The sequence below is a fragment of the Micromonospora sp. NPDC005206 genome (genome assembly GCF_040608175.1).
Classification (GTDB): Bacteria; Actinomycetota; Actinomycetes; order Mycobacteriales; family Micromonosporaceae; genus Micromonospora.
On the sequence record NZ_JBEXHU010000002.1, the window covers coordinates 122135 to 147396 of the forward strand.

Consider the following 25262-nt stretch of genomic DNA (forward strand, 5'->3'; position numbering starts at 1 on the left):
GTTTCGTTGTGCCGTCGCTCAGCCCGTGTTGCGCATTCCGGCGGCGATGCCGTTCACCGTGGTGAGCAGTGCCCGTTCCAGGGCCGTGCCGTCGCTCGGTGCGCGTCGGCCGCCCGGCGCGGTGGCCACCGCCCGTCCGGCGGCACCGGACTCCCGGTACTGCCGCAGCAGCGCCACCTGGAGGTGGTGCAGCGGCTCCAGGTAGGTGTCGCGGACGGCCAGGGTGCGCTGGAGCACCGGCGAGTTCTCCAGCAGGGCGGGCGAGGCGGTCACCGCCAGCACCTCCCGCTTGGTCAGCTCGTACTCCTGCTCGATCTGCTCGAAGATCGGGTGCAGCTTCTTCGGCACCAGCGTCTCGACGTACCGGCGGGCGATGCTCAGGTCGGTCTTGGTCAACATCATCTCGACGTTCGACAGGAACGTGCGGAAGAAGTGCCAGTTGCGGTGCATCTCGGCCAGCACGTCCGCCAGGCCGGCCTCGCGGGCGGCGGCCAGCCCCGCGCCGACGCCGAACCAGCCCGGCACGATCTGCCGCGTCTGCGTCCACCCGAACACCCACGGGATGGCCCGCAGCCCGGACAGCCCGGCACCGGTGTTCGGGCGCTTCGCCGGCCGGGAGCCGATGTTCAGCGCGCCCAGCAGCTCGGTGGGGGTGGACGCCCAGAAGTACGCCGGCAGGTCCGGGTCCTCGACCAGCGACCGGTACGACCGGTACGCAGACTCGGAAACCACGTCCATGGCGGCGTCCCAGCGTTCGAGCATCTCCGCCGGCTGCCGGGGGCCGGTGTGCAGCAGCGTCGCCTGGAGCACCGCGGCGAGGGTGAGCTCCAGGTTCTCCCGGGCCAGCGAGGGCAGGCTGTACTTGTCGGAGATCACCTCGCCCTGCTCGGTCACCTTGATCGCGCCGTCCAGCGTGCCGTACGGCTGGGCCAGGATCGCCTCGTGCGTCGGCCCGCCACCGCGACCCACCGTGCCGCCCCGGCCGTGGAACAGCCGCAGGTGCACGCCGTGCCGGGCGGCCACGTCGCGCAGCGCGCGCTGGGCCCGGTGGATCGACCACTGGCTGGTGGTGATCCCAGCCTCCTTGTTGGAGTCCGAGTAGCCGAGCATGACCTCCTGCACGTCACCCCGGGCGGCCACCAGCGCCCGGTACGCGGGCAGCGACAGCAGTTCGTCGAGAAGTTCACCGCCGGCGTTCAGCTCGGCCGGGGTCTCCAGCAGCGGCACGAACCCGATCCGGGCCCGCCCGCTGTGCACGTCGACCAGCCCGGCCTCGCGGGCCAGCACCACCGCGGCCAGCACGTCGTCCACGCCGAGGGTCATCGAGATGATGTACGACTCGATCACCTCGGTGCCGAACCGGTCCTGCGCCTCCCGGATGGTGCCGAACACGTCGAACGTCTTGCGGGCCGGCTCGGACAGCGGAGTGTCCAGCGTGGACAGCGGTCGGCGGCCGGTCAGCTCGTCGGCGAGCAGCTTGGTGCGCTCCAGGCGGCTCAGCGCCGGATAGTCGGAGACCTCGCCGACCGCACCGTACAGCTGGGCGAGCACCGCGTGGTGTGCCTCGGCGTGCTCCCGGACGTCCATGGTGGCCAGGTGCAGGCCGAACGCGGAGACCGTCCGGATGGTGGAGGCCAGCCGGCCGACTGCGGTGAGCTGCCCGGAGTTACGGGCCAGCGAGGCGCGCAGCAGCTCCAGGTCGGCGATCAGCTCGGCGGAGCCCAGGTAGTCCCGGCCCGGCACGTGCGCGGTGCCCTGGCGCAACCGCTGCCGGGTGTTGGCCAGCTTCGCCTTCACGCAGCGCGCCTTGAGCCGGTACGGCTCCTCGGCGTTGACCCGGCGGAACCGGGGTGCCACCTCGGGCAGCGCGTCCAGGTCGGCGGCGAGGCTGGCGGAGAGGTCCAGTGACACCCCGCGCAACCGGCGCGAGACCGACACCTCGTTGATCAGGTGGTCCATCGCCTTCTCGGTGGCCGCGATGCCGTGCTCGTGCTGAATGGTCAGCACCTCGCGGGTGACCGCCGGGGTGACGAAGGGGTTGCCGTCCCGGTCACCGCCGATCCAGGTGCCGAAGCTCAACGGGCGGGCCGTCGGCGAGGTCTCCACGCCGAGCGTGCGCAGCGTGTCGGCCAGGTCGTCGAGCACCTGGGGGGCGGCCTCGGCGTACAGGTCACGCAGGTAGTAGATCGCGTTGCGGGCCTCGTCGGTCGGGTCCGGCCGGTCCAGCCGCAGCTCGTCGGTCTGCCACATCAGGTCCAGCAGCTCGGCCAGCCGCCGGTTCGCCGGGCCCTCGTCGCTGGCGCCGTAGAGGATCGCGTTGGCGGTCTCGGTGTCCAGTTCGTCGGCGATGGCCCGCAGCTTGGACAGAATCGAGCGGCGGGCCGCCTCGGTGGGGTGCGCGGTGAAGACCGGCCGTACCGCCAGCCGGCGGGCCGCGGCGGCGATCTCTTCCGCCGGCACCCCGCGCTCGGCGATCATCTTGGCCGCCTGGTCCAGCCAGCCGCCCTGCACGGCGCGGCGGCGGCGCAGGTCCCGGCCGCGGTGCACCTGCTCGGTGATGTTGGCCAGGTGGAAGTAGGTGGAGAAGGCGCGGGCCAGCTTGGTGCCGGTGGTCACGTCCAGCCCGCCGAGCCGCTGGGCGGCCGCCGGGGCGTCGGTGCGGACCTGGGCGCGGATCTCCTCGACGAGGTCGAGCAGTGGTCGGCCCTCCTGGCGGGCGAGCGTCTGCCCGAGGAGGGTGCCGAGCCGGCGGATGTCGGCGCGCAGCGCGGCGTCCGGGCCGTCGTGGTCGTGCTGGTCGGTCACGATGCGCTCCTTACGTGAGTACGAAGGACAGCGCTGTCCGACTCCCTGGATGGTATCCGCGCCGGGCCGGATGGCAGGAGGGGCTCTCCGAATGGTGCGCCGTGACGCGGAACACCTCGGAGATCACCTAAACGGCCCGCGATCTTGGTCTTGTCGGTCAGGGCCGGATTCGCCCTGCTCGTGGCGTTTCGCCGGGCGGTAATCCGCTGGCCCCCACCGCTACCGTTCGATCATGGCTGCGCCGCGATATCCCACCAAACCGAAGCCCGGCGACCGGGTCGCGATCGTCTCACCCTCCGCCGGTCTGCCGGGTCTCTTCCCCCACGTGTACGAGTTGGGGCTGCGCCGGCTGCGCGAGGAGTTCAGTCTGGAGCCGGTGGAGTACCCGACCACCCGGGTGATGGGGGCCGACCCGCGCGACCGGGCTCGTGACCTGACCGCCGCGTTCGCCGACCCGACGATCACCGCCGTGCTCGCTACCGTCGGCGGCGAGGACCTGATCACCGTCACCCCGCACCTACACGACGACGTGCTGCGGTCCAACCCCAAGCCCTACTTCGGGTACTCCGACAACACCAACGTGCTCAACCACCTGTACCGGCTCGGGATCGTGGCCTACCACGGCGGCTCGGTGCTGGTGCACCTCGGCCGGCCGGGCGCACCGCACCCGCTGACCTTCGACTCGCTGCGCGCCGCGCTCTTCACCACCGACTGGTACGACCTCGCCCCGGCCGCCGAGTGGGGTGACGAGCCGCGCGACTGGCGGGACCCGGCGACGCTCGCCGAGGAGCCGGTGATGCTGCCCGGCGAGGGCTGGCACTGGCAGGGCCCGGCGCGCGTGGTCCGGGGACGCACCTGGGGCGGCAACCTGGAGGTGCTCAACTGGTTGCTCGCCGCCGACCGGGTGGCACCGGCGGCGTCGCTGTCCGGCTCGGTGCTGCTGATCGAGACCTCCGAGGAACTGCCCTCGGACACCGAGGTGTACCGGATCCTGCGCAACCTGGGGGAGCGCGGCCTGCTCGCCAGCTTCCCGGCGGTGCTGGTTGGACGGGCCAAGGCATGGGACTTCGACCGGCCGCACACCCTCGACGAACGCCGGGCGTACGCGGCGGCCCAGCGGGCCGCGGTGGCCCGGGCCTGCGCCGAGTACGCGCCCGACGCGGTGCTGGTCTTCGACGTCGACCTCGGGCACACCGACCCGCAGCTGATCATCCCGTACGGCGGAGAGATCCTGGTCGACGCTGAGGCCCGACGCATCGCGGTCCGCTACTGACCCGGTCCGGCTGCCCGGCTGCCCGGCTGGCCCGCTGGCTTTCGCAACTCTCAGGAAGTAGTGGTGTCCCGGCGCACCGGAGGCCACTACTTCCTTGAAGTTGCGTAGATCTTGGGCGCGGGGCGCGGGGCGCGGGGCGCGGGGCGCGGGGCTCGGGGCGCGGGGCGCGGGGCTCGGCCTTTTCGGCGGGGCGGCCGAGGCTCGGACGCCGCGTCCGGTGCGGTGTGACGCGCGCTCAGCCGTCGATGATGGCGAAGGCGCGGACTGGAAAGGTGCCCATGCCGGCGACCCTCGGTGGCGCCGCGGTGAACCGGAAGCCGTTCGGCGGCAGGGCGTCCAGGCCGGTCAGGTGCTCCACGATCGGGATGCCCGCGGCGAGCAGCGCGCTGTGCGCGGGGCGTTCACCGCCGGCCGCCGGGCTCATGTCGTCGATGTTGATCGAGTCGATGCCGACCAGTGCCACGCCAGCGTCCACCAGCGCCCGGGCGGCGTCCCCGGTCAGGTGCGGCGCCTCCGGCGCGCCGTACCGCTCGGTGCCGAAGTGCGCATCCCAGCCCGTGTGCAGCAACACCGCGCGCCCGGCCACCTCGTACGGGGCCAGCATCAACCGGTCCACCGCCCGCGTGCCGGCCGGCACCCGGACCACCACGCCGGGCAGGTCGGCGAGCCGGTCCAGCGGCACCCCGGCCAGGTCCTCGCCGTCGTTCCAGCGGTGTGCGGGGGTGTCCAGGTACGTGCCGGTGTTGGCGATCATGTCGATCCGAGCCACCCGGAACTCGGTGCCCGGCGCATAGTTCGCACGCGACGCCGCGAACGTGAGCCAGTCGGCGATCCGCGGCCCGGGCCAGCCGGGCAGGGTGGTCATCCCGTCGCTGATCACGTGGCTCAACTCGACCAGCCGGCGGCCGGGGCCGGTTTCGCCGACGGCGACGCCACGGCCACCCTTGTGCGGCTCCTCGATGATCGTCTTCGCGCTGATCCGGACCTCGGCGACCATCAGCAGCCCGAGATGCCGGACGAACAACGCCGCCAGGTCCTGATCGGTGATCTCTCGACCCGGGATGTCCAGCCGGAACCCCTCGGTGCGCAGCCCACCGCCGTTGGCGAAGCTCACCTCAGCATCGAACTGTGCCCGCCACTGCCCGCCCATACCAAGACCTGATCACGGCCTCCGGTCGCCGTCAAGATCGAACGCCCCGTCCGTTAGGACGGTGTGCAGTTCGGTCGGTACCGGCGATCCGTCGGCAGGCGGCCGGCCTGACCGTGGCGGCGCCGAGCCGGGTCAGCGCCAAGGCCAGGTCGTGCACATGGCCCGCCCGGGGCAGACGCGGCAGCGCGGGCAGCGGGCAGCGGGGCAGTGGGGGCAGCTGGCAGCGCGGGGTGGCGGGGGCAGCGCAGGTGGCGGGGGCAGCGCGGGCAACGGGGGATGATCCACACAACTTCAGGGAAATAGTTGTCTCCCGGCGCGCGGACGCCACTACATCCCTGAAGTTGTGCGGATCTTGGGCGCAGGGCGCAGGGCGCAGGGCGCAGGGCACGGGCCGCGGGAGCGGGGCGCGGGGCGCGGGCCGCGGGAGCGGGGCGCGGGGCGCGGGCGCGGGGCACGGGCCGCGGGGGCGGGGCGCGGGGCTTGGGCATGGACCTGGGCGGAAGGGGGTGGCTGTCGGTGGACGGGGATAGGCTGGTTGTCGTGCACCCCCCGTCCGACCGGACGAGGGGCAGCCGTCGTGTGCGTCGACTCCCCTGGAAGTGATCACATGCTCACCGGTCTGTTCTCTGCCGCCCTGGCCGACCCCGGGCTGGCCCGGGCGCGTGACCTGGCGCGCTCCGGTGCCGCTCAGGTCGACGGCCTCGACATCACCGCTCCACCGGCGCTGCGCCCGTTCGCGGTGGCCGCCGTCGCGGCCGACCCTGACGGGCCCGGTGGCGGGGCTGGGCGGCCGGTGCTGGCGGTGACCGCCACCACCCGTGAGGCCGATGACCTGGCCGCCGCGCTGGGCGGGCTGCTGCCGGCGGAGCAGGTGGTGGTCTTCCCGTCGTGGGAGACGCTGCCGCACGAGCGGCTCTCCCCGCGTTCGGACACGGTCGGCCGGCGGCTGGCCGTGCTGCGCCGGCTGGCGCACCCGGAGTCGGCTGACGCGCACGGCAGCACCGGGCCGCTGCGGGTGGTGGTGGCCCCGGTTCGTTCGCTGCTCCAACCGCAGCTCAAAGGGCTCGGTGACCTGGAGCCGGTGCAGCTCGCCGCAGGCGAGGAGGCGGATCTGGAGGAGGTCGCCCGCCGGCTGATCGACATGGCGTACGCCCGGGTCGACCTGGTCACCAAGCGCGGCGAGTTCGCGGTGCGTGGCGGCATCCTGGACGTCTTCCCGCCGACCGACGAGCATCCTTCCCGGGTCGAGTTCTGGGGCGACGAGGTGGAGGAGATCCGCACCTTCGCCGTCGCCGACCAGCGGACCATCGAGCAGGTTCCGCTGCTCTGGGCGCCGCCCTGCCGGGAGCTGTTGCTCACTCCGCAGGTCCGTGAGCGGGCCGCCGCGCTCGCCGAGCAGCATCCGGAGCTGGCCGAGATCCTGGACAAGCTGGCCGAGGGCATCCCGGTGGAGGGGATGGAGTCGCTGGCGCCGGTGCTGGTCGGCCCGGACTCGCTGGAGCTGCTGCTGGACGCCATGCCGTCCGGCACCCACGTGCTGCTCTGCGACCCGGAGCGGATCCGCACCCGGGCGCACGACCTGGTGCGTACCTCGGAGGAGTTCCTCCAGGCCAGCTGGGCCGCCGCGGCGGTCGGCGGGCAGGCCCCGGTGGATGTCGGCGCCGCCGCCTTCCGCACCCTGGCCGAGGTGCGGGCCGCCGCCGGCAAGCTCGGCCAGCCGTGGTGGACGCTGTCCCCGTTCGGCCTGGAGGCGGAGACCGCCGAGACCCGGCAGCCCTGGGAGGACGCGCCGGAGCAGGCCGCGGTCACTCCGGACGACGCCATCGCGGTGACGCTCTCCGCTCAGCCGGCCCCGCTCTATCACGGTGAGACCGCGCGTGTGGTCGACGACCTCAAGCGCTGGGCCGGCGAGGGCTGGTCGATCGCGCTGGTCTTCGAGGGGCACGGTCCCGCCCAGCGGGCGGTGGAGGTGCTGCGCGACGCCGGGCTGGGCGCCCGGCTCACCGAGGAGATGCCGACAGCCCCCGCCGCCGGCGAGCTGGTGGTCACCTGCGGTGCGCTGAGCAGCGGGTTCGTCGATGAGGCGTCCCGTTTCGTGCTGCTCACCGGCAACGACGTCACCGGGGGTCGGGGCACCTCCACGCGGGACATGCGCAAGATGCCGAGCCGGCGGCGCAACACGATTGACCCGCTGGAGCTCAAGGCCGGCGACCACGTGGTGCACGAGCAGCACGGCATCGGCCGGTACGTCGAGCTGGTGCAGCGCACCGTCAACGGCGCCAGCCGGGAATACCTGGTCATCGAGTACGCGGCCAGCAAGCGCGGCCAGCCCGGCGACCGGCTCTTCGTGCCGACCGACCAGCTGGACCAGCTCTCCCGTTACGTGGGCGGCGAGCAGCCGACCCTGCACAAGATGGGCGGCTCGGACTGGCAGAAGTCCAAGGCCCGGGCGCGCAAGGCGGTCCGGGAGATCGCCGCGCAGCTGATCCAGCTCTACGCCGCCCGCAAGGCGTCCAAGGGTCACTCGTTCGGCCCGGACACGCCGTGGCAGCGGGAGCTGGAGGACGCCTTCCCCTGGCAGGAGACGCCGGATCAGCTCGCCGCGATCGACGAGGTCAAGCGGGACATGGAGCAGACCGTCCCGATGGACCGGTTGATCTGCGGTGATGTCGGCTACGGCAAGACCGAGATCGCGGTCCGGGCGGCGTTCAAGGCGGTACAGGACGGCAAGCAGGTGGCGGTGCTGGTGCCGACCACGCTGCTGGTGCAGCAGCACTACAACACGTTCGCCGAGCGGATGAGCCAGTTCCCGGTGGAGATCCGGCAGCTGTCCCGGTTCCAGACTCCGAAGGAGACCGAGCGGACGCTGGAGATGGTCGCTGACGGCACGGTCGACATCGTCATCGGCACCCACCGGCTGCTCCAGACCGCCACCCGGTTCAAGCAGCTGGGTCTGGTGGTCGTCGATGAGGAGCAGCGCTTCGGTGTCGAGCACAAGGAGCACCTGAAGACGCTGCGGGCCTCGGTCGACGTGCTGAGCATGTCGGCCACCCCGATCCCGCGCACCCTGGAGATGGCTATCACCGGCATCCGGGAGATGTCGACCATCGCCACCCCGCCGGAGGAGCGGCACCCGGTGCTCACCTTCGTGGGCGCGCAGGACGACCGGCAGGTGGCCGCGTCCATCCACCGGGAGCTGCTCCGCGACGGGCAGGTCTTCTACCTGCACAACCGGGTCGAGTCGATCGACCGGGCGGCGCGGCGGCTGCGTGAGCTCGTGCCCGAGGCGCGGGTCGCGGTGGCGCACGGCCAGATGGGCGAGGAGGCCCTGGAGAAGGTCATGGTCGGCTTCTGGGAGAAGGAGTTCGACGTGCTGGTCTGCACCACGATCGTGGAGTCCGGCATCGACATCCCGAACGCCAACACCCTGATCGTGGAGCGGGCCGACCTGCTCGGCCTGGCCCAGCTGCACCAGATCCGTGGCCGGGTCGGCCGGGGCCGGGAGCGGGCGTACGCGTACTTCCTCTACCCGCCGGAGAAGCCGCTCACCGAGCACGCCCACGAGCGGTTGGCGACCATCGCCCAGCACACCGAGCTGGGCGCCGGCATGTACGTGGCGATGAAGGACCTGGAGATCCGGGGCGCCGGCAACCTGCTCGGCGGCGAGCAGTCCGGGCACATCGAGGGTGTCGGCTTCGATCTGTACGTGCGGATGGTCGGCGAGGCGGTCTCGGCGTTCAAGGGCGAGCGGCCGGAGGAGGAGGCCGACGTCAAGATCGACCTGCCGGTCGACGCGCACCTGCCGCACGACTACGTGGGGGTGGAGCGCCTGCGGTTGGAGATGTACCGCAAGCTCGCCGAGGCGCGCGACGAGGAGCGGCTGCGCGAGGTGGTCGCCGAGATGACCGACCGGTACGGCGAGCCACCGGCCCCGGTGCAGAACCTGGTCGCGGTGGCCCGGTTCCGCCTGCTGGCCCGCCGGTACGGCTTGGCCGACGTGTCGATGCAGGGCAAGCACGTCCGGTTCGGGCCGCTGCCGCTGCCCGACTCGAAGCAGCTGCGGCTCAAGCGCTACCACCCGGACGCGGTCTACAAGCAGGCCACCGACCAGGTGAGTGTGCCCCGGCCGAGCACGCGTCGGGTCGGTGGCGAGCCGCTGCGCGACCAGGCTCTGCTGGAGTGGTGCGCCCAGCTCCTCTCCGACGTACTCGGCGCCCCGGCCGTCACGGCGGGGGCGACCGCCTGAGCCGGTGCCGCGTGCGTCGAGCGGCGGCCCGTGGCGCGGGGGCGTGTCGAGCAGGCGCACCCGGTCGCGGGTGCGCGGAGGTGGGGGGCGTCACAGCGACGTGTCCTGCCGTGAGAGAGTGACCGTCATGCGTGCTCGCCGTCTTCTCGCCGTCGCCAGCGTGGCGGTCGGCCTCGTCGTCCTCTCCGGTTGCCGTGCCGAGCCGGGTGTCGCCGCCTACGTCGGTGACTTCCGCATCACGGAGGACGCGCTCACCGCCGCGATGAGCGACCTGCGGACGAAGAACCCGACGCCGAGCGCGTCGGCGACGCCGACCACCGGCGACCAGCCTCCGGTGGAGAAGCCGCCGCTGCCCGATTCGGCGCAGGTGGCAAGCGTGCTGGTGCTGGCCAAGGTGTGCGAGCAGGTCTCCGCCGAGGAGAACTACCAGCCGCGCGGCCAGATCGCGGTCGACCAGGTCGCCCAGCAGCTCGGCCTCTCGCCGGACACCGGTTACGTGCGGCGGATGACCGAGCTCTACACCTGCCTGTCCGGGGTGCCGGTCGGCGAGTCGGTCGCGCCGACCGAGCAGGAGCTGGCCGCGGTGGTGGCGGCGGGCCGCAAGGCGGGCACGATCCCGGCCCAGGTGACCGACCAGGAGGCCGCCAGTCAGCTTGACGGCGACCAACTGCGGGGCGCGTTGGCCACCCGGAAGGCCCTGGGCGAGGCGGTCGATCGTTACGACGTCACGGTCAGCCCGCGGTACCGTCCGCTGGAGTTTCCGCTGCTCACCTTCCCTAACAACGCCCCCGCGGTGAGTGTGCCGCTGGGTGAGCCGGGCTCCGACGCGGTCACGGACATCTCCACTCCGGAGTCGGTCCCGTCGACCGAGACTCCGGAGGCCGAGGGCACGGCCAGCTGAGCATGACGGCACGGATCGTCCTGCTGGTCACCTCGCCCCGGCTGCCGGCCGGTCTGCTGACCTCCGCCGCCTGGGATGTCGTACGCCAGCATCCGGTGTTGACCGGCGCGGAGAGCGAGCTGGCCACGGCCGTGCGCCAGGCGGGCGCGGCGGTCACCGTCGTGGACGGCCCGGCGACGCAGCCGCTGCTGGACACGGTGGCGGCGCACGGCGCCGCGGTGTGGCTGGCCGGGCCGGCCGGCGACGAGTCGCTGGCCCGGGAGTTGGGCCTGCGGCTGGCGCGGGAGCCGGGGTTGGCCGAGTTGGAGCTGATGTACGGCTCGTGGGATCCGCCGGGTGCCCGGCTGCTGGACGCGGTGGCCGTGCTGGACCGCCTGGCCTCGCCGGGCGGCGACCCGTGGAAGCGGGCGCAGACGCACCGCAGCCTCGCCGGTTATCTGCTGGAGGAGAGCTACGAGGCGTACGACGCGATCAGCGCCGGCGACACGGACGCGCTGCGCGAGGAGTTGGGCGACGTGCTGCTTCAGGTGGTGTTGCACGCCCGGCTCGCCGAGGAGTTGCCCGAGGGCGAGCGGTGGAACGTCGACGACGTGGCGGGTGGCCTGGTCGACAAGATGATCCGGCGCAATCCGCACGTCTTCGCCGGTGCGGAGGCGGGCACGCTGGAGGAGATCACCGCCAACTGGGAGCGCATCAAGCGGGCCGAGAAGGCGCGCGACTCGGTGCTGGACGGCGTGGCGCTGAGCCAGCCCGCCCTCGCCCTGGCCGCGACGATCCTGGACCGAGCCGCCCGGGTCGGGCTGGCCGTCCCGCCGCCGCTGGCCGACTCCCAGGTGGACGCGGAGGCCCGACTGGGCGCGAGCCTCCTGGCCACCGTCGCGGCGGCCCGCCAGGCCGACCTGAACCCGGAGGCCGCCCTCCGCCGTACCACCCTCGCCTACGCCGAGGCGGTCCGCGCCGCTGAGCGCACCACCACCCCACCCACTGCACCCACTCCACCCGCGGACTGACGTTGATCAAGAGGTTTGCGTCAGCTCCGGGCCGGATCCTGACGCAAACCTCTTGATCAACACGGCTGGCCGAGGGGCGGTCGATAGGGTCGGGGGGTGGAAGCGTTTGGGGTTTTGGCGGAGCGGGTCGTCGAGGCGTTGCTGGAGACGCGGCCGGGGGTCGCGACCGCGGCGGGGGACCACCGGTTCGACGACCGGCTGCCGGATCGGTCCGCCGGGGCGATAGCCGGCGATCAGGCGATGCTCTCCGACGCGGCGAACGCACTGTCCGAACTGGACCCCGACTCGCTCGACGTCGAGGAGCAGGTGGACCACGCGCTGCTCACCTCGTTCGTGGACCGGGAGCTGTTCGAGCTGACCGAGATCCGCGCGCACGAGTGGGACCCGCTGCACCACAACCCCGGCCCGCTGCTGCATCCGCTGCTGGCCCGCCCGTACGCCTCGGCCGAGGTGCGGCTGAACCACCTGGCCGGTCGGCTCGCCGCCGTACCGGACGCCCTCGCCACCGCCCGCGCGACGCTGCGGGACATGCCGCGGATCCACGCCGAGACGGCGGTCGGGCAGTTCACCGGCACGGCCGCGCTGATCCGCGACGAGCTGCCGCCCCTGCTCGCCCAGGCGCCCGGCAGCCTCGACCGGGTGGAGCCGGCGGCCACCGCGGCGATCGCCGCGCTGGAGGAGTTCGTCGCCTGGCTGCGCATGGGCCTCGCCGCCGACGGCGGCCCCGGCCGTGACCCTCGCCTGGGCCGCCGCCGTTGGGAGGCCCGGCTCTGGCACACCCTCGACACCGAGCTGGGCGCCGCCGAGATCCAGCGCCGCGCCTGGGCCAACCTGGACCGGGTCACCGCGGAGATCCGCGAGGCGTCCGTCGAGCTGGTCGGCGGCCGGGCCGACGACGCGACGGTACGCCGGGCGCTGGACCTGCTCGCGGCCGAGCACCCGGACGACCGGACCATCGTCGAGCTGGCCGGGGTGACCCTGGACGAGGCGACCGACTTCGTCCGCGCGCACGATCTGGTCACGCTGGTCGACGACCGATGCGTGATCCAGGAGATGCCGGAGTTCGCCCGGGGTGTCGCGGTGGCGTACTGCGACTCGCCCGGCCCGTTGGAGACCGCGGCGCTGCCGACGTTCTACTGCATCGCGCCCACGCCGGCGGACTGGCCGGCGCACCGGGTCGAGTCGTTCTACCGCGAATACAACGATCACATGATCCGCAACCTGACGGTGCACGAGGCGATGCCCGGGCACTTCCTCCAGCTCGCCCACGCCCGCCGCTACGTCGGTGGCACCCGGGTCCGGGCGCTGGCCGAGTCGGGTCCGTTCATCGAGGGCTGGGCCGTGTACGCCGAGGAGCTGATGGCCGGGCTCGGCTTCGGCGGCCTGCCGGTGCGGTTGCAGCAGCTCAAGATGCAGCTGCGGATGACCATCAACGCGCTGCTCGACCAGTTGGTGCACGCCGAGGACCTGCCCGAGGCCGAGGCGATGGCGCTGATGACCGGGCGCGGCTTCCAGGAGGAGGGCGAGGCGGCCGGCAAGTGGCGTCGGTCGCTGCTCACGTCCACCCAGCTCTCCACCTACTTTGTCGGGTACAGCGAGGTGGCCGAGATCGCCAGGGCCCGCCCGCACGGGGTGTCGGTGCGTGACTGGCACGACGCGATGCTCGCCCACGACTGCCCGCCCCCGCGCCACCTGCGCTCCCTGCTCGGCGTCTGACCCGCCCCGGTCGGGGCTCGCCGGTCGGTCGCGGTCGCGCCGGTCACCGCCGTCCGGCGGTCACCGTCGCGTCGATCAGCCAGCGCGAGATGGAGTACGCGGGCGGCAGCTCCGCCGGCAGCGCGTCCAGGCCGAACCAGCGGGCCTGGGTCAGCTCGCGCCCGTCGACGACCGGCGCGGCGTGCGGGTCGGCGGCACGGGCGGTGAAGCCGGCGAGCAGCACCCCGGGGCCGGAGACCGCCCACGGCTGGCTGCCGAAGTAGGCCAGCCGGTCGACGCTGAGCCCGACCTCCTCGGCGACCTCCCGGTGCACCGCCGCCTCCAGGGTCTCACCGGCCTCGACGAAGCCGGCCACCAGTGCCCACAACCCGGTCGGCCCGGTGGCGTGCCGGACCAGCAGCAGCTCGTCGGCGCCGCCGGCCGGACCGGCCCGGGTGATCGCGACCAGCACCGCGGCGGAGAGCTGCATCGGCACGTACAGGCCGCAGCCGGGGCAGCGCCGGGCGGTCTCGCCGGGCTGGTCCGTCAGCTCGGCACGGCAGGCGCCGCACCACCGGTGGGTACGCCGCCAGGTGACCACGGCCAACGCCCGCCCGGCCAGCGTGGCGAGCGGCTCGGGCACCTCGGCGGCGAGCGACGCCCAGCCACGCGCCCGGCCGGGGATCCCGTCGGCCGTGGCCAGGTCGGTCGCCCACGCGGGCACCCGATCGAGGGTGCCCAACGGCACCCACGGGGTCTCGGCGGGCAGATCGGCGACCCGGGCCACCGTCCCGTCGGCGGTGGTCAGCAGCTTCGCCCCGAGCACCGGCAGGGCCAGGTCGGTGGGCTCGGGCGGGCGGCCGAGGTCGGCGCCCGGCTGGAACCCGGTGCGCCGCGCGATTGGCACGGACCCGACGGCCGGATCGGTCACGACCCGCCCGGCCGCTGGTCCACCACGCTGGCATTGGCGGGCGGGTCGAACGCGTCCTTCGCCACCGTCTCGGAGTAGCTGCTCAGCGCCAGCTCCATCGGCTTGCCGTCGACAGCCCCGGTGAAGCTGCCGAGCACGCCGTCGGTGGTCACGCAGGCCGTGAGGTCGCCGTCCGACCGCTGCACCTCGACGCAGGTGGCGTGGTGCCCGGCGACGGTGGTGTCGCTCTGCTCGATGACCGCCTGCGGGTCGAGCGCGGCGGCGGTCAGCAGCCCGACCACCACCGGCGGGGTGACCAGACCCTGCTGGTTCGCCTCGGCGAAGAGCGCGACGGTGGGTCTGCTGCCCGGGGTGGGTGGCGTGACCAGCGTGCACGCCGTACGGCCGTCGGTCGTCGTGCACCGGGTGACGCCGTCCGGGGTGACGGTGAGTCGTCCGCCCGGGTAGCTGTACGCGGAGCGGGCCGGATCCTGCGCCTGCACGATCGCGGCGGTCTCTCCGCCGGGGAGCTGGTATTCGGCCGAGTAGGTCAGCTCCAGCGCCCGGTCGAGCCGGACGGCGAGGTCGTTGACCAGATCGGAGCGGCCCATGGCGCGTCCGGCGTCCTCGAATGTCTGACAGCCGGTGACCGTGAGCGACGCGATGACCGACACGGCGAGCATGCGGAGGGTGGTCGAGGCGGCGGGCATGGCGACCAGCCTGGTGGATGGGGTCCGCGCAGCGCAAACCCGTTGCCGGTTGAGGCCCGGAAATCCGGGAATGTCCGTCACCGTGGGGCGGCTCGGGTACGCGGGCGACGCCGTGCCCGTTCCCGTGGCCCGATACGCTGCGTTCAACACCTGCCTCAGCCGCACCGTCGCGGCCCACCCACGGACCGGATCACAACAACGAGGAGCGACTCAGTGGCAACCATCGAGGGAATCGTCGCCCGGGAGATTCTCGACTCGCGGGGCAACCCGACGGTCGAGGTCGAGGTCGGCCTGGACGACGGCACGGTGGCCCGCGCCGCCGTGCCCTCCGGCGCCTCCACCGGCGCCTTCGAGGCGATCGAGCTGCGCGACGGTGACGCCGACCGCTACCAGGGCAAGGGCGTGGAGAAGGCGGTCTCCAACGTCGAAGACAAGATCGTCGACCAGATCATCGGGTACGAGGCCAGCGAGCAGCGGCTGATCGACCAGAAGATGCTCGACATCGACGGCACCGACAGCAAGTCGGAGCTGGGCGCGAACGCCATCCTCGGCGTGTCCCTCGCGGTCGCGAAGGCCGCCGCCGGCAGCGCCGAGCTGAGCCTCTTCCGCTACCTGGGCGGCCCGAACGCGCACCTCCTGCCGGTGCCGATGATGAACATCCTCAACGGTGGCGCGCACGCCGACTCCAACGTCGACATCCAGGAATTCATGATCGCGCCGATCGGCGCGCCCACCTTCCGTGAGGCGCTGCGCTCCGGCGCGGAGGTCTACCACGCGCTCAAGTCGGTGCTGAAGAAGAAGGGCCTGTCGACCGGGCTCGGCGACGAGGGTGGCTTCGCGCCGAACCTGCCGACCAACGCCGCGGCGCTGGACCTGATCGCCGAGGCGGTCGAGAAGGCCGGCTACCGGCTGGGCAGCGACATCGTGTTCGCGCTCGACGTGGCGGCCACGGAGTTCTTCGACAACGGCACCTACACCTTCGAGGGTGCCGCGAAGTCCGCCGAGGACATGAGCACCTACTACACGAAGCTGGCCGACGAGTACCCGATCGTGTCGATCGAGGACCCGCTGGCGGAGGACGACTGGAGCGGCTGGCAGACGCTGACCGCCTCGATCGGCGACCGGGTGCAGATCGTCGGTGACGACCTGTTCGTCACCAACCCGCAGCGCATCGCCCGTGGCATCGCGGAGAAGTCGGCGAACGCGGTCCTGGTCAAGGTCAACCAGATCGGTTCGCTGACCGAGACCCTGGACGCGGTGGACCTGGCCCACCGGGCCGGCTTCAAGTGCATGATGAGCCACCGCTCCGGCGAGACCGAGGACACCACCATCGCCGACCTGGCGGTGGCCACCGGCTGCGGCCAGATCAAGACCGGCGCGCCGGCCCGCTCGGACCGGGTCGCCAAGTACAACCAGCTGCTCCGGATCGAGGAGGAGCTGGCCGACGCGGCGCGCTACGCCGGCGTCGGCGCGTTCCCGCGCTACCGTTCGGCCTGAGACGCGGAAGCCTCGGGGGAGGGGTGTGACGATGCAGCAGCGCCGCACACCGGGTGGTCAGCGCCCCGCCCGCCGGCCGGGTCAGTCCGGTCGGCCGGGTGGCGGCCGCGCCACACGGGGATCGGTCCGCGAGGCAGGCGTACGCGCCGAGCCGCGCGGCACCGCTGGTCGGGCGCCGGGCGCGGCCCGGGGCGCCGAGGGGGTCCGCTCCGCGAACCGTCCGGCCGCCGCTCGGCGTACCGCCGCCGGTGGTGCCGTCAAACGCCTCGCCGCACCCCACCCCCGTCGCTTCACCGGCCGGGCCACCGTGCTGTTCGCGGTCCTGATCGCGCTCGCTCTGGCCTACACCTACCCGGTCCGGGTCTACCTGGACCAGCAGGCTGACATCGAGCGGATGGAGGCCGCCCAGGCGGCGCAGGAAGAAGAGATCGGCAAGCTCGCCGCCGAGGCCGCCAAATGGCAGGACGACGAGTACATCAAGACCCAGGCCCGGGAACGGTTCTTCATGGGCCGGCCGGGCGAGAAGATGATGGTGGTGCTCCACGACCCGGAGGGCGCTGCCCGGGACGCCGGAAAGTCGGCCGGACCGGCGGCCCCGGCCGGTCCGGTGACCTGGTACGACACGCTCTGGTCGAGCGTTCAGGCGGCGGACAGCCAGCAGCCGGGCAAGTGAACCACCGACCAGCGCACCAGGAGAGATGGGCACCGTGACTGTCGCACCACCGCCGGAGTCGGCGGCGGATTCCGTACCCCTGCCGCACCGCGAGCCGGCCACCGAGGCCGACCTGGCCGCGGTGGGCGCGCAGCTCGGCCGCCCGCCCCGTGGGACCCGGGCGGTGGCGCACCGCTGCCCGTGCGGTCTGCCGGACGTGGTGGAGACGACGCCCCGCCTCGCCGACGGCACGCCGTTCCCGACGCTGTACTACCTGACGTGCCCGCGGGCCACGGCGGCGTGCAGCCGGCTGGAGTCGGGCGGGCTGATGAAGGAGATGGCCGACCGGCTGACGACGGATCCCGAGCTGGCCGCCCACTACCGGGCGGCGCACGAGGACTACCTCGCCCGTCGCGAGGCGATCGGCGAGGTGCCCGAGATCGCCGGCATCTCTGCCGGCGGCATGCCGGGCCGGGTGAAGTGCCTGCACGTGCACCTGGGACACGCGTTGGGTGCCGGCCCCGGGGTGAACCCGTTCGGTGACGAGACGCTGGCGCTGGTCGAACCCTGGTGGACGGCCGGCCCGTGCGTGGACGTGCCGGCGGGCGAATGAGCGCGGACGCCGGGTCGTCGGCACCGGTTGCCGAGAGCCAGATACTGGTGCGGCGGGCCCGTACCGGGGATGTGCGTGGCATCCGGCGGCTGGTCGACACGTACACCGACGACCGGCGGTTGCTGAGCAAGGCCACCGTCACCCTCTACGAGGACGTGCAGGAGTTCCGGGTGGCGGTCCGCGCCGAGGACGGCGCCGTGGTGGGCTGCGGCGCGCTGCACGTGATGTGGGAGGACCTGGCCGAGATCCGCACCGTCGCGGTGGATCCGTCCTGCCGGGGCCAGCGGATCGGGCACCGGCTGGTCGGTGAGCTGATCGACGCGGCTCGGGAGCTGGGCGTGGCCCGGATCTTCGTGCTCACCTTCGAGACCCGGTTCTTCGCCTCGTTCGGGTTCCAGGCGATCGACGGCGCGCCGGTGCCGCAGCCGGTCTACGAGCAGCTGCTGCGCTCGTACGACGAGGGTGTCGCGGAGTTCCTGGACCTGGAGCGGGTGAAGCCGAACACGCTGGGCAACACCCGGATGCTGCTGCGGCTGTAGTCAGGCCTTGCGGGGGTGCGCGGCGAAGAACTCCCACATCAGGTCGGTGGCCGACAGACCCGCGGTGGGTGCGGCGAGCTGACCGGTTGTCGCTCCCGGCCAGCTGTGGCCCATGCTGGCGATCGTGTAGACGCTGACCTCGCTGCCGTCCGCGCAGCCGGCCACGGTCCGGGTCACCCCCGGCACTCCGGACGCCTTCGGGCTGGGCTTGCACCGGAGTCGCTGCTGCCAGGTCCGCATGCCCGCCTGGAAGACCGATTCGTACCGGTCCTGCGCGCCGATGAAGGTGATCACCGAAACCGGTCTCTTCGGTACGTAGTCGTCGTCCGTGGTCAGGGGACCGCTGTACCCGCCGCTGACCACCCCGATCGCGGCGAACCGGCCCGCACCCTCCACCGCCGTCCGGAAACTCATGTCGGCGCCGTTCGAGATGCCGGTGAGGAAGACCCGGGTCGGGTCCACCCGCCAGGTCTGCACGAGGTGGTCGGTGAGGGCGTTGAGGAAGCCGACGTCGTCGGCCTTGCCGCAGCAGACCAGCGCGTTGAAGCCGCCACCCTGCCCGTCGGGGTAGGCGACCAGGACGTTGTCCTTGTCGGCCTTGGCGTCCAGGCCGGTCAGCTCCCGCAGGGAGGGGCCGGTTCCGGGATAGAAGTGCAGCGCGATGACCAGTGCGGGCGACCGGCTCGGGTCGTACCCGTCTGGTGCGTGCAGCAGGTAGGCGCGGTCCAGCCCGTTGTGCTTCAGGGTGAGCCGGTGATCGCCCGGCGCTGGGCGTGACGCGGAGGGTGCGGCTGGCGGGGTCGACGAGGGCTGCCCCCGCTCGCAGGCCGCGACGGCCACGATGAGGCAGAGCCCCGTCAACACTGCCATCGTCCGACGCACGCCGGCCCACCCCCCGTCGATCCCGACGTCCACACTGGAGGCGGCCGGCGTGCGGATCAACCCTTTCGGTCCTGGCCGAAGGCAGGCAGGCTGTCCCCATGCTTCGCCTCCAGCTCGGGCCGGCGGATCTGTGCCGGGTGCGGCTCGCCGACCGGCTGCACCCGGTCGGGACCGCGCTGCTGGCCGGTCAGTGGCTGCGTGATCCCACGGTCGCGGTGATGGCGCCGTCCCTGGCCGAGCAGGCAGGGGTTGTCGAGGCCGCCGGCGTCGCCCAGGCCGCCACCGCGATCCTGCGGCACCTCCTGCCCGGTCGGGGGAGCCTGCCGGATTTCGTCACCCCCTTGGACGGCCTGGAGTCGGTGACGGCCGGTCTCGAGGCGATCCGGGCCACTCCGGCGCGCCGGGTCCGGGCCGAGGTTACCGCCGCGTACGCCTATGTGGCCGCCAGCCCGCTGCGGCGACGGTTCGCGACGGCCGACCCGGAGACGCTGGACCTGTTCGGCGGGGCCGTGCGCACCTGGTTCGAGGCCGTCCTGGCACCGCACTGGCCCGATCTGGTGGCGGCGCATCGCCAGCAGGTGATCTGCGCCAGCCAGCGGTTGGCGCGGCACGGCCTGGCCAGCCTCTTCGACGGTCTGCACCCGGCGATCCGGTGGCGGGAGCCGGTGCTGGAGGTGCGGACCTGGTGGCACGGGGAGCTGACCGGCACCGGGCACGGGCTCATCCTGTTGCCCTCCCCGTTGGCTGGTCCCCGCCCCCGGGTGCTGGTCGAGCCGGGTCGGCCGATCCTGCTCGTCTACCCGGTGCCGATGCCGCGCCGGGCCGCTTCCGCGGGGGTCGACTCCCTCGGGCGGCTGCTCGGCACCACTCGGGCGCTGGTGCTCCGCCGGCTCGCGGACGACGGCGGGCTGACCACGACGGTGCTGGCCCGGGCCGTCGGGATCAGCCTCTCCTCGACGTCGGAGCACGCCAGCGCGCTGAGGTCGGCCGGGTTGATCGCCAGCGAGCGGGACGGCGGGGCCGTCCGGCACCACCTGACCCCGCTCGGCGCGCACCTGCTGGTCGCCGGCTCGGAGTCGTCGGTGTCGGACCTCTCCGCGGTGTGGCCTTCGGCTGGACAACCCGCCGGGCGACCGCCTGGCCTGCCGTAGGGTTGCTGCCGTGACGACGCGTGTGGCGGCCATCGACTGCGGGACCAACTCGATCCGACTGCTGGTCGCCGGATTGCCCGACCCATCGGCCGGGCCGCAGGCGCCGCTGACCGACCTGACCCGACGGATGGAGATCGTCCGGCTGGGGCAGGGCGTGGACCGGACCGGCCGGTTGGCGCCGGAGGCGATCGAGCGGACCAGGGTGGCACTGGCGTCGTACGCCGCCGACATCGAGAAGCTGGGTGCGGAGCGGGTGCGGATGTGCGCCACCTCGGCCTCCCGGGACGCGGCCAACGCCGACGACTTCACCGAGATGGTGCGGCGCACCCTCGGGGTCGCGCCCGAGGTGGTCAGCGGTGACGAGGAGGCGCGGCTGTCCTTCACCGGCGCGGTGCGGGGGCTTCCCGCGGACGCGAAGGAGCCGTTCCTGGTCGTGGACATCGGCGGCGGCTCCACCGAGTTCGTGGTCGGTGACCGGGCCGGCGGGGTGCGGGCCGCGATCTCGGTGGACATCGGGTGTGTCCGGATGACCGAGCGGCATCTGCCGGGCGATCCGCCGACGCCGGAGCAGGTCGCCGCCGCGCAGGCCGACATCGTGGCGGCGGTGGACCGGGCGCTCGCGGCGGTGCCCGGCCGGGAGGCGGCCACGCTGGTCGGTCTCGCCGGGTCGGTCACGACCGTGGTCGCCGTGGCCCAGGGCCTGCGGGAGTACGACCCGGAGCTGATCCACCACGCCCGGGTCTCCTACGAAGCGGTGGCCGAGGTGACGGCCGACCTGCTGGGTCGAACCCGCGAGCAGCGGCTGGCGATCCCGGTGATGCATCCGGGCCGGGCCGACGTGATCGGCGCGGGTGCGCTGGTGCTCCGCGTGATCATGGAGCGGGCCGGCATGCCGTCGGTGGTCGCCTCGGAGCACGACATCCTCGACGGCATCGCCTGGAGTCTTCAGTGAAGACATCACACTGATCGTCGTCGAACTGTGACGACGCTGAGGCCCTGAGTCGACGCTGAGCTGTGACCGTCGGAGGATGGGCCTTCAAGCGCGGACGACGCGCCGGGCGGCTGCTGTGCTGGCCGTGGCGGCATTCGTACTCGGCGGTTTGACCTCCTGCTCGCCGGAGAGGAAGGGCATCACCGGCCTGACCGTTGACGCCGCTGGCCGCCCGCTCGCGGCGCTGGCCTGGTGTTCGGACCGGCCGCCCGACGTCGTGGTGCTCTTCTCCGTCAGGGAGTCGACGTCGCCAAAACCGTCGGGTCGGGCGACCCCGTCGGGTCGGGCGACGCCGTGGCCGAAGTGGCCGGGGCGGAACTTCACCGTGCCACGTGCCGCGACTTCGCCCACCACCGTGCCCCTGGATGGCTTCCCACCGGAGTCGATTGCTGACCCGGACGGTGCCTTCGACATGTACGGAGTCGCTGACGACAGCAGCTTCACTACGCACCGGGTGAGCTTTCGCCTCGGCGAACTGACCGAACTGGCGTCCGGATCGGTCCTGGTCACCGCCATCGTCCGCGGCGAGGAGGTGCAGGAAGTTCTCTCCCTCGAGGAGTTCGCGCATCGGGGAGAGAACGAATGCTGATGGGGCGAACGAGGCTGAATCGTTGACGCTATTTCGCATTGCACAGTAGTGTGCAGTGCGTGGACACCACACAGTTACTGAAGGGCGTGCTCGATCTGGCCGTCCTGGCCGTGCTCCGGGAGGAGGACGGCTACGGCTACGACATCCTGCGCCGGCTCCGCGAGGCCGGGCTGGAGGAGGTCGGCGACGCCTCGGTCTACGGCACGCTGCGCCGCCTCTTCGGCGCCGGCCTGCTCACCACCTACGTCGTGCCGAGCGAATCCGGGCCGCACCGCAAGTACTACGCACTCAACGCGGCCGGGCGCGACCAGTTGACCCGCTCCGGCAAGCTCTGGCGCTCGTTCGCCACCACCATGGACAGTCTGCTCGACGATCGGGGGATGGCGGCATGACCGTCACGGGGCAGGAAATCACGGACTATGTCGCGCGGGTCCGAGCGGCGCTGGCCGACCTGCCGCCCACCCAGCGCGACGAGCTGACCGAGGATCTGGCCGATCACCTCGCCGAGGTGGCCGCCGAGGCCGGCGGCACCCTCGTCGAGCGGCTTGGGGAGCCCGAGACGTACGCCGCCGAGCTGCGCGCCGCGGCCGGCGCACCGGGCGGCGGGCGCAACCTCGACCAGCGGGTCGCCACCGCGGTGGTCCGGGCCCGCAGGCGACTGCGCTCGATCGACTCCCGGCTCGGCCCACCGCTGGGGTACGAGACGGCCAGCGACTTCCTCCGGTTGCTGCGTCCCGGCTGGTGGGTGCTGCGCGGCTACCTGGCGGCGATGCTGATCACCATGATCACCACTGGTGGTGGCTTCGGGCTGCTGCCCCGGTTCGGTGGAGAGCTGCTCGGCGGCCTGATCATGCTGGTCGGTCTCGTGCTCGCCTCGATCTGGCTCGGCCGCCGCTCCGAGCGGTTGACCCGCTGGCCGCGTTGGGCACTGCACGCCGGCAGCCTGGTGCTCGTGTTCTTCGCCCTCGCCACGCTGGCGAACGCCGAGGATCGGCTCGGCTACAGCGACTACTACTACGACCAGACCTCGGTCGACAGCCAGTACAGCCAGGTCCGGGATGTCTTCGTCTACGACCGCGAGGGCCGGCTGGTGGAGAACGCCCGGCTCTTCGACCAGAACGGTGACCCGATCCGGCTCGGCTACCCGGACTGCGCGGACCCCGCCGACGTCTATGGCAAGCCGCTGCTGCGGGCGTACCCGTACTGCCCGGACCAGGCACCCTTCGGCCCCCGGGCTCCGGGCGCGCCGGCGCCGACGGTCCCGCCCGCGCCGCCGACGACGGCCCCGACCGTGACGCCCGAGCCGACCGGGACGGCCACCGGTGGGCCGACGGTGGGTCCGACCGCGACGCCGACCGGCACACCGATCCCCACCGCGACGGGATGAACGACGATGTGAATTGGATCATGCATACGAAGCTGGGAAATAGCTGAACGGACGAGGCGAGCGGGACGACGCCGGAAATCAATGATCGTTACGGTGTCGTCTGCTCATCAACCCCTCGGAAGGAACCCCCGTGTCAGAGCAGGTTGCACCGCCCCCCGCGTCCGACGTCGCGCCGCCCCAGCCGGCCGTCGAGACGCCGTCGCCGGTCGAGCCGGAGGCGAAGAAGCCCGGTGCAAAGAAGGCCCTCGGCATCATCGGCGCGATCCTCGTGTTCGTCGTCATCGCCGGCCTGAAGTTCGGCGTCGCCAGCGCCATCGGCAACTTCCTGAACAAGGACGAGACCGCCGACGCCAAGGCCGGCGACTGCATCGCCGAGCTGCCCGAGGTCACCGGCACCGAGGAGGAGGAGGTCGACGGCGCCAAGGTCGTCGAGTGCACCTCCACCGACGCGGCGTACAACGTGGTCGGTCGCGTTGATGGGCAGACCGAGGCGCAGGCCAAGGCCGGCACCGCGTGTGACGAGTACCTCAAGGAGGGCGAGGAGGGGTACGTCTTCTACAGCATCGAGCCGGGCAAGACGGGCTACCTGCTCTGCCTGACCAAGAAGGCCTGACCGGAGCGTCAGCAGCAGGGCAACGGCACCGACGGCGGTGGGGGAACGGTCCCCGCCGCCGTCGGCGTACGCGGAGTCACGACCCGGCGAACGGGAGGTGAATGCCACTGTTCCCGTGTCTTCCCCGGCGACGGCGCGGCATGGCAGGCTACCGGCACGTAGGACCACTGGGCGACCAGCCAACGATGACTGACCGCTAGGAGGACGGGCCGATGGGCGAGATGGTGAGCTACCGCAGCAACGGGGGCATGAGCGAGGGGTATCTCGCGATACCTGCCAGCGGCGTCGCCAGCCCCGCCGTCATCGTCATCCAGGAGTGGTGGGGCCTGGTCCCGCACATCCGGTCGGTGGCGGACCGGTTCGCCGAGGCCGGCTTCGTGGCCCTCGCCCCGGACTTCTACCACGGTGAGACCACCAGTGAGCCGGACGAGGCGCAGCGGCTGCTGATGGCCATGCGGATGGACGAGGCGGCGAAGGACATCGCCGGCGCGGCCGACTACCTCGCCGGCCGACCGGAGGTCACCGGCAAGGTAGGGGCGGTGGGCTTCTGCGCCGGCGGCAGCCTGGCTCTCTGGTCGGCGACGCTCTCCGAGCGCATCGTCGCCAGCGTGGGTTTCTACCCCGTGCTGCCCTGGGAGTCGATGCGCCCCGACTGGGTCGACTACGCCGGCAAGTCCGCCGTCATCCACTGCTCCGAAGAGGACGGCACGTCGGCCGCCGAGGGCGTGCAGACCGCCCGCCGGGCCATCGAGGAGGCCGGCGGCACCTGCCACCTCTACGACTACCCAGGCACCTCGCACGCCTTCTTCAACGACGACCGGCCGGAGGCGTTCGACCAGCGCGCCGCCGCCAGCGCCTGGGCCCGCACCCTGGAACTCTTCCGGGCCAAGCTTGGCTGAGTCGCGTACCCCCGATCAGGTGGTCGCCCGCGCCGCGCGGGCGACCGACCTGGCCGATCTGGACGCGGCGGTCAGCGACTGTTTCGCCTGCCCGCGGCTCGTCCGCTGGCGGGAGGAGGTGGCCCGCACACGCCGGGCCGCCTTCCGTGACCAGGAGTACTGGGGACGGCCGGTCCCGGGCTTCGGCGCCGCCGACGCGCGGATCGCCATCCTCGGCCTGGCGCCCGCCGCGCACGGTGGCAACCGCACCGGCCGGATCTTCACCGGCGACCGGTCGGGTGACGTGCTGTTCGCCGCCCTGCACCGGGCCGGGCTGGCCAACCAGCCGACCAGCGTCGCCGCCGACGACGGGCTGGCTCTGCGCGACACCCGCATCTTCTCGGCCGTCCGGTGCGCGCCGCCGGACAACAAGCCCACCCCGGATGAGCGGGACACCTGCGCGCCCTGGCTGCACCGCGAGGTCGCGCTCATCCGGCCCACCCTGCGCGTCGTGGTCGCGCTGGGCGCGTTCGCCTGGGCGGCGTGGTGGCCGGTGCTGCACCAGGTGTACGGGCAGCGCCCGCCCAGCCCGCGACCGAGGTTCGGCCATGGGGCACACTGGTCCGGCACGGCCGCACCGGAATTGCTTGGCTGTTACCACGTCAGCCAGCAGAACACCTTCACCGGGCGGCTGACACCAGGGATGCTGGACGACGTCTTCGGCCGGGCCAGGCAGCTGGCCGGAGTGGACTGAGAGTGCGTGGGGCGGT

Annotated in this window: 22 protein-coding genes; 17 read left to right on the top strand and 5 right to left on the bottom strand. The window is 72.7% G+C overall.

Annotated elements, in window-relative coordinates:
* Window positions 1-18: 18 nt before the first annotated feature.
* Window positions 19-2805 (bottom strand): phosphoenolpyruvate carboxylase, encoded by a 2787-nt coding sequence (gene ppc, locus ABZU69_RS02750; RefSeq protein WP_354962690.1) that lies wholly within the window; start codon window positions 2803-2805, stop codon window positions 19-21.
* A gap of 232 nt (window positions 2806-3037) precedes the next feature.
* On the opposite strand from ppc, the gene ABZU69_RS02755 reads away from it, so the two are divergent.
* Window positions 3038-4078 carry a S66 peptidase family protein gene (locus ABZU69_RS02755; RefSeq protein WP_354962691.1) on the top strand — a complete coding sequence of 347 codons (1041 nt, stop codon included), beginning with the start codon at window positions 3038-3040 and terminating at the stop codon, window positions 4076-4078.
* 235 nt (window positions 4079-4313) lie between these two features.
* Here ABZU69_RS02755 and ABZU69_RS02760 read toward each other — a convergent pair whose 3' ends face one another.
* Window positions 4314-5228, bottom strand: a complete 915-nt coding sequence (locus tag ABZU69_RS02760) for a cyclase family protein (RefSeq protein WP_354962692.1) — start codon at window positions 5226-5228, stop codon at window positions 4314-4316.
* A gap of 607 nt (window positions 5229-5835) precedes the next feature.
* Here ABZU69_RS02760 and mfd point away from each other — a divergent pair.
* From mfd to ABZU69_RS02780, 4 genes are all read left to right on the top strand, one after another.
* Window positions 5836-9474, top strand: a complete 3639-nt coding sequence (gene mfd / locus ABZU69_RS02765; protein ID WP_354962693.1) for a transcription-repair coupling factor — start codon at window positions 5836-5838, stop codon at window positions 9472-9474.
* Window positions 9475-9601: 127 nt separating this feature from the next.
* Window positions 9602-10375 carry a hypothetical protein gene (locus ABZU69_RS02770; RefSeq protein WP_354962694.1) on the top strand — a complete coding sequence of 258 codons (774 nt, stop codon included), beginning with the start codon at window positions 9602-9604 and terminating at the stop codon, window positions 10373-10375.
* A 2-nt stretch (window positions 10376-10377) separates the two neighbouring features.
* Complete coding sequence (locus ABZU69_RS02775) at window positions 10378-11385, top strand: nucleoside triphosphate pyrophosphohydrolase (RefSeq protein WP_354962695.1); 1008 nt, start codon at window positions 10378-10380, stop codon at window positions 11383-11385.
* A 96-nt stretch (window positions 11386-11481) separates the two neighbouring features.
* Window positions 11482-13101 carry a DUF885 domain-containing protein gene (locus ABZU69_RS02780; RefSeq protein WP_354962696.1) on the top strand — a complete coding sequence of 540 codons (1620 nt, stop codon included), beginning with the start codon at window positions 11482-11484 and terminating at the stop codon, window positions 13099-13101.
* A gap of 43 nt (window positions 13102-13144) precedes the next feature.
* Here the strand turns inward: ABZU69_RS02780 and nudC are convergent, their stop codons facing one another.
* Together nudC and ABZU69_RS02790 are read right to left on the bottom strand one after the other, a co-directional pair.
* On the bottom strand, window positions 13145-13987 hold the full coding sequence (nudC, locus tag ABZU69_RS02785; RefSeq protein WP_354962697.1) for an NAD(+) diphosphatase: 843 nt from the start codon (window positions 13985-13987) through the stop codon (window positions 13145-13147).
* A gap of 20 nt (window positions 13988-14007) precedes the next feature.
* Window positions 14008-14700, bottom strand: a complete 693-nt coding sequence (locus ABZU69_RS02790; protein WP_354962698.1) for a hypothetical protein — start codon at window positions 14698-14700, stop codon at window positions 14008-14010.
* A gap of 213 nt (window positions 14701-14913) precedes the next feature.
* Here ABZU69_RS02790 and eno point away from each other — a divergent pair, with 213 nt between their 5' ends.
* From eno to ABZU69_RS02810, 4 genes are read left to right on the top strand one after another with little or no spacing between them, the layout of a single operon-like run.
* Complete coding sequence (gene eno, locus ABZU69_RS02795) at window positions 14914-16197, top strand: phosphopyruvate hydratase (RefSeq protein WP_354962699.1); 1284 nt, start codon at window positions 14914-14916, stop codon at window positions 16195-16197.
* Window positions 16198-16228: 31 nt separating this feature from the next.
* A complete protein-coding gene (locus ABZU69_RS02800) occupies window positions 16229-16870 on the top strand; it encodes a septum formation initiator family protein (protein WP_354962943.1) in 642 nt (213 codons plus the stop codon).
* A 34-nt stretch (window positions 16871-16904) separates the two neighbouring features.
* Window positions 16905-17462, top strand: coding sequence for a DUF501 domain-containing protein (locus tag ABZU69_RS02805; RefSeq protein ID WP_354962700.1), 558 nt, complete (start codon window positions 16905-16907; stop codon window positions 17460-17462).
* A complete protein-coding gene (locus tag ABZU69_RS02810) occupies window positions 17459-18001 on the top strand; it encodes an amino-acid N-acetyltransferase (protein WP_354962701.1) in 543 nt (180 codons plus the stop codon). The genes ABZU69_RS02805 and ABZU69_RS02810 overlap by 4 nt, the downstream gene beginning before the upstream one ends.
* Here ABZU69_RS02810 and ABZU69_RS02815 read toward each other — a convergent pair whose 3' ends face one another.
* Window positions 18002-18871, bottom strand: coding sequence for a PHB depolymerase family esterase (locus ABZU69_RS02815; protein WP_354962702.1), 870 nt, complete (start codon window positions 18869-18871; stop codon window positions 18002-18004).
* Window positions 18872-18981: 110 nt separating this feature from the next.
* Between ABZU69_RS02815 and ABZU69_RS02820 the strand changes: the two genes are divergently transcribed.
* The 8 genes from ABZU69_RS02820 to ABZU69_RS02855 all read left to right on the top strand — a co-directional run bounded on the left by ABZU69_RS02820 (window position 18982) and on the right by ABZU69_RS02855 (window position 25246).
* Window positions 18982-20034, top strand: a complete 1053-nt coding sequence (locus ABZU69_RS02820) for a helix-turn-helix transcriptional regulator (protein ID WP_354962703.1) — start codon at window positions 18982-18984, stop codon at window positions 20032-20034.
* A 22-nt stretch (window positions 20035-20056) separates the two neighbouring features.
* On the top strand, window positions 20057-20986 hold the full coding sequence (locus ABZU69_RS02825; protein WP_354962944.1) for a Ppx/GppA phosphatase family protein: 930 nt from the start codon (window positions 20057-20059) through the stop codon (window positions 20984-20986).
* A 115-nt stretch (window positions 20987-21101) separates the two neighbouring features.
* On the top strand, window positions 21102-21614 hold the full coding sequence (locus ABZU69_RS02830) for a hypothetical protein (protein ID WP_354962704.1): 513 nt from the start codon (window positions 21102-21104) through the stop codon (window positions 21612-21614).
* Window positions 21615-21673: 59 nt separating this feature from the next.
* Window positions 21674-22006 carry a PadR family transcriptional regulator gene (locus tag ABZU69_RS02835; RefSeq protein ID WP_354962705.1) on the top strand — a complete coding sequence of 111 codons (333 nt, stop codon included), beginning with the start codon at window positions 21674-21676 and terminating at the stop codon, window positions 22004-22006.
* The gene (locus ABZU69_RS02840; protein WP_354962706.1) at window positions 22003-23001 is read left to right on the top strand and encodes a hypothetical protein; all 999 of its coding nucleotides are present in this window, start codon (window positions 22003-22005) and stop codon (window positions 22999-23001) included. The genes ABZU69_RS02835 and ABZU69_RS02840 overlap by 4 nt, the downstream gene beginning before the upstream one ends.
* A 130-nt stretch (window positions 23002-23131) precedes the next feature.
* Window positions 23132-23614, top strand: a complete 483-nt coding sequence (locus ABZU69_RS02845; RefSeq protein WP_354962707.1) for a hypothetical protein — start codon at window positions 23132-23134, stop codon at window positions 23612-23614.
* A 212-nt stretch (window positions 23615-23826) separates the two neighbouring features.
* Window positions 23827-24513, top strand: coding sequence for a dienelactone hydrolase family protein (locus tag ABZU69_RS02850; protein ID WP_354962708.1), 687 nt, complete (start codon window positions 23827-23829; stop codon window positions 24511-24513).
* A gap of 19 nt (window positions 24514-24532) precedes the next feature.
* Window positions 24533-25246, top strand: a complete 714-nt coding sequence (locus ABZU69_RS02855; RefSeq protein ID WP_354962945.1) for a uracil-DNA glycosylase — start codon at window positions 24533-24535, stop codon at window positions 25244-25246.
* Window positions 25247-25262: the final 16 nt, after the last annotated feature.

What these genes read in the sequence shown, in the direction of transcription:
- ABZU69_RS02755 (WP_354962691.1), top strand. Translation starts at nt 3,038, where the DNA reads ATGGCTGCGCCGCGATATCCCACCAAACCGAAGCCCGGCGACCGGGTC.
- ABZU69_RS02760 (WP_354962692.1), bottom strand. Translation starts at nt 5,228, where the DNA reads ATGGGCGGGCAGTGGCGGGCACAGTTCGATGCTGAGGTGAGCTTCGCC.
- mfd (WP_354962693.1), top strand. Translation starts at nt 5,836, where the DNA reads ATGCTCACCGGTCTGTTCTCTGCCGCCCTGGCCGACCCCGGGCTGGCC.
- ABZU69_RS02770 (WP_354962694.1), top strand. Translation starts at nt 9,602, where the DNA reads ATGCGTGCTCGCCGTCTTCTCGCCGTCGCCAGCGTGGCGGTCGGCCTC.
- ABZU69_RS02775 (WP_354962695.1), top strand. Translation starts at nt 10,378, where the DNA reads ATGACGGCACGGATCGTCCTGCTGGTCACCTCGCCCCGGCTGCCGGCC.
- ABZU69_RS02790 (WP_354962698.1), bottom strand. Translation starts at nt 14,700, where the DNA reads ATGCCCGCCGCCTCGACCACCCTCCGCATGCTCGCCGTGTCGGTCATC.
- ABZU69_RS02800 (WP_354962943.1), top strand. Translation starts at nt 16,229, where the DNA reads ATGCAGCAGCGCCGCACACCGGGTGGTCAGCGCCCCGCCCGCCGGCCG.
- ABZU69_RS02810 (WP_354962701.1), top strand. Translation starts at nt 17,459, where the DNA reads ATGAGCGCGGACGCCGGGTCGTCGGCACCGGTTGCCGAGAGCCAGATA.
- ABZU69_RS02815 (WP_354962702.1), bottom strand. Translation starts at nt 18,871, where the DNA reads ATGGCAGTGTTGACGGGGCTCTGCCTCATCGTGGCCGTCGCGGCCTGC.
- ABZU69_RS02820 (WP_354962703.1), top strand. Translation starts at nt 18,982, where the DNA reads ATGCTTCGCCTCCAGCTCGGGCCGGCGGATCTGTGCCGGGTGCGGCTC.
- ABZU69_RS02840 (WP_354962706.1), top strand. Translation starts at nt 22,003, where the DNA reads ATGACCGTCACGGGGCAGGAAATCACGGACTATGTCGCGCGGGTCCGA.
- ABZU69_RS02850 (WP_354962708.1), top strand. Translation starts at nt 23,827, where the DNA reads ATGGGCGAGATGGTGAGCTACCGCAGCAACGGGGGCATGAGCGAGGGG.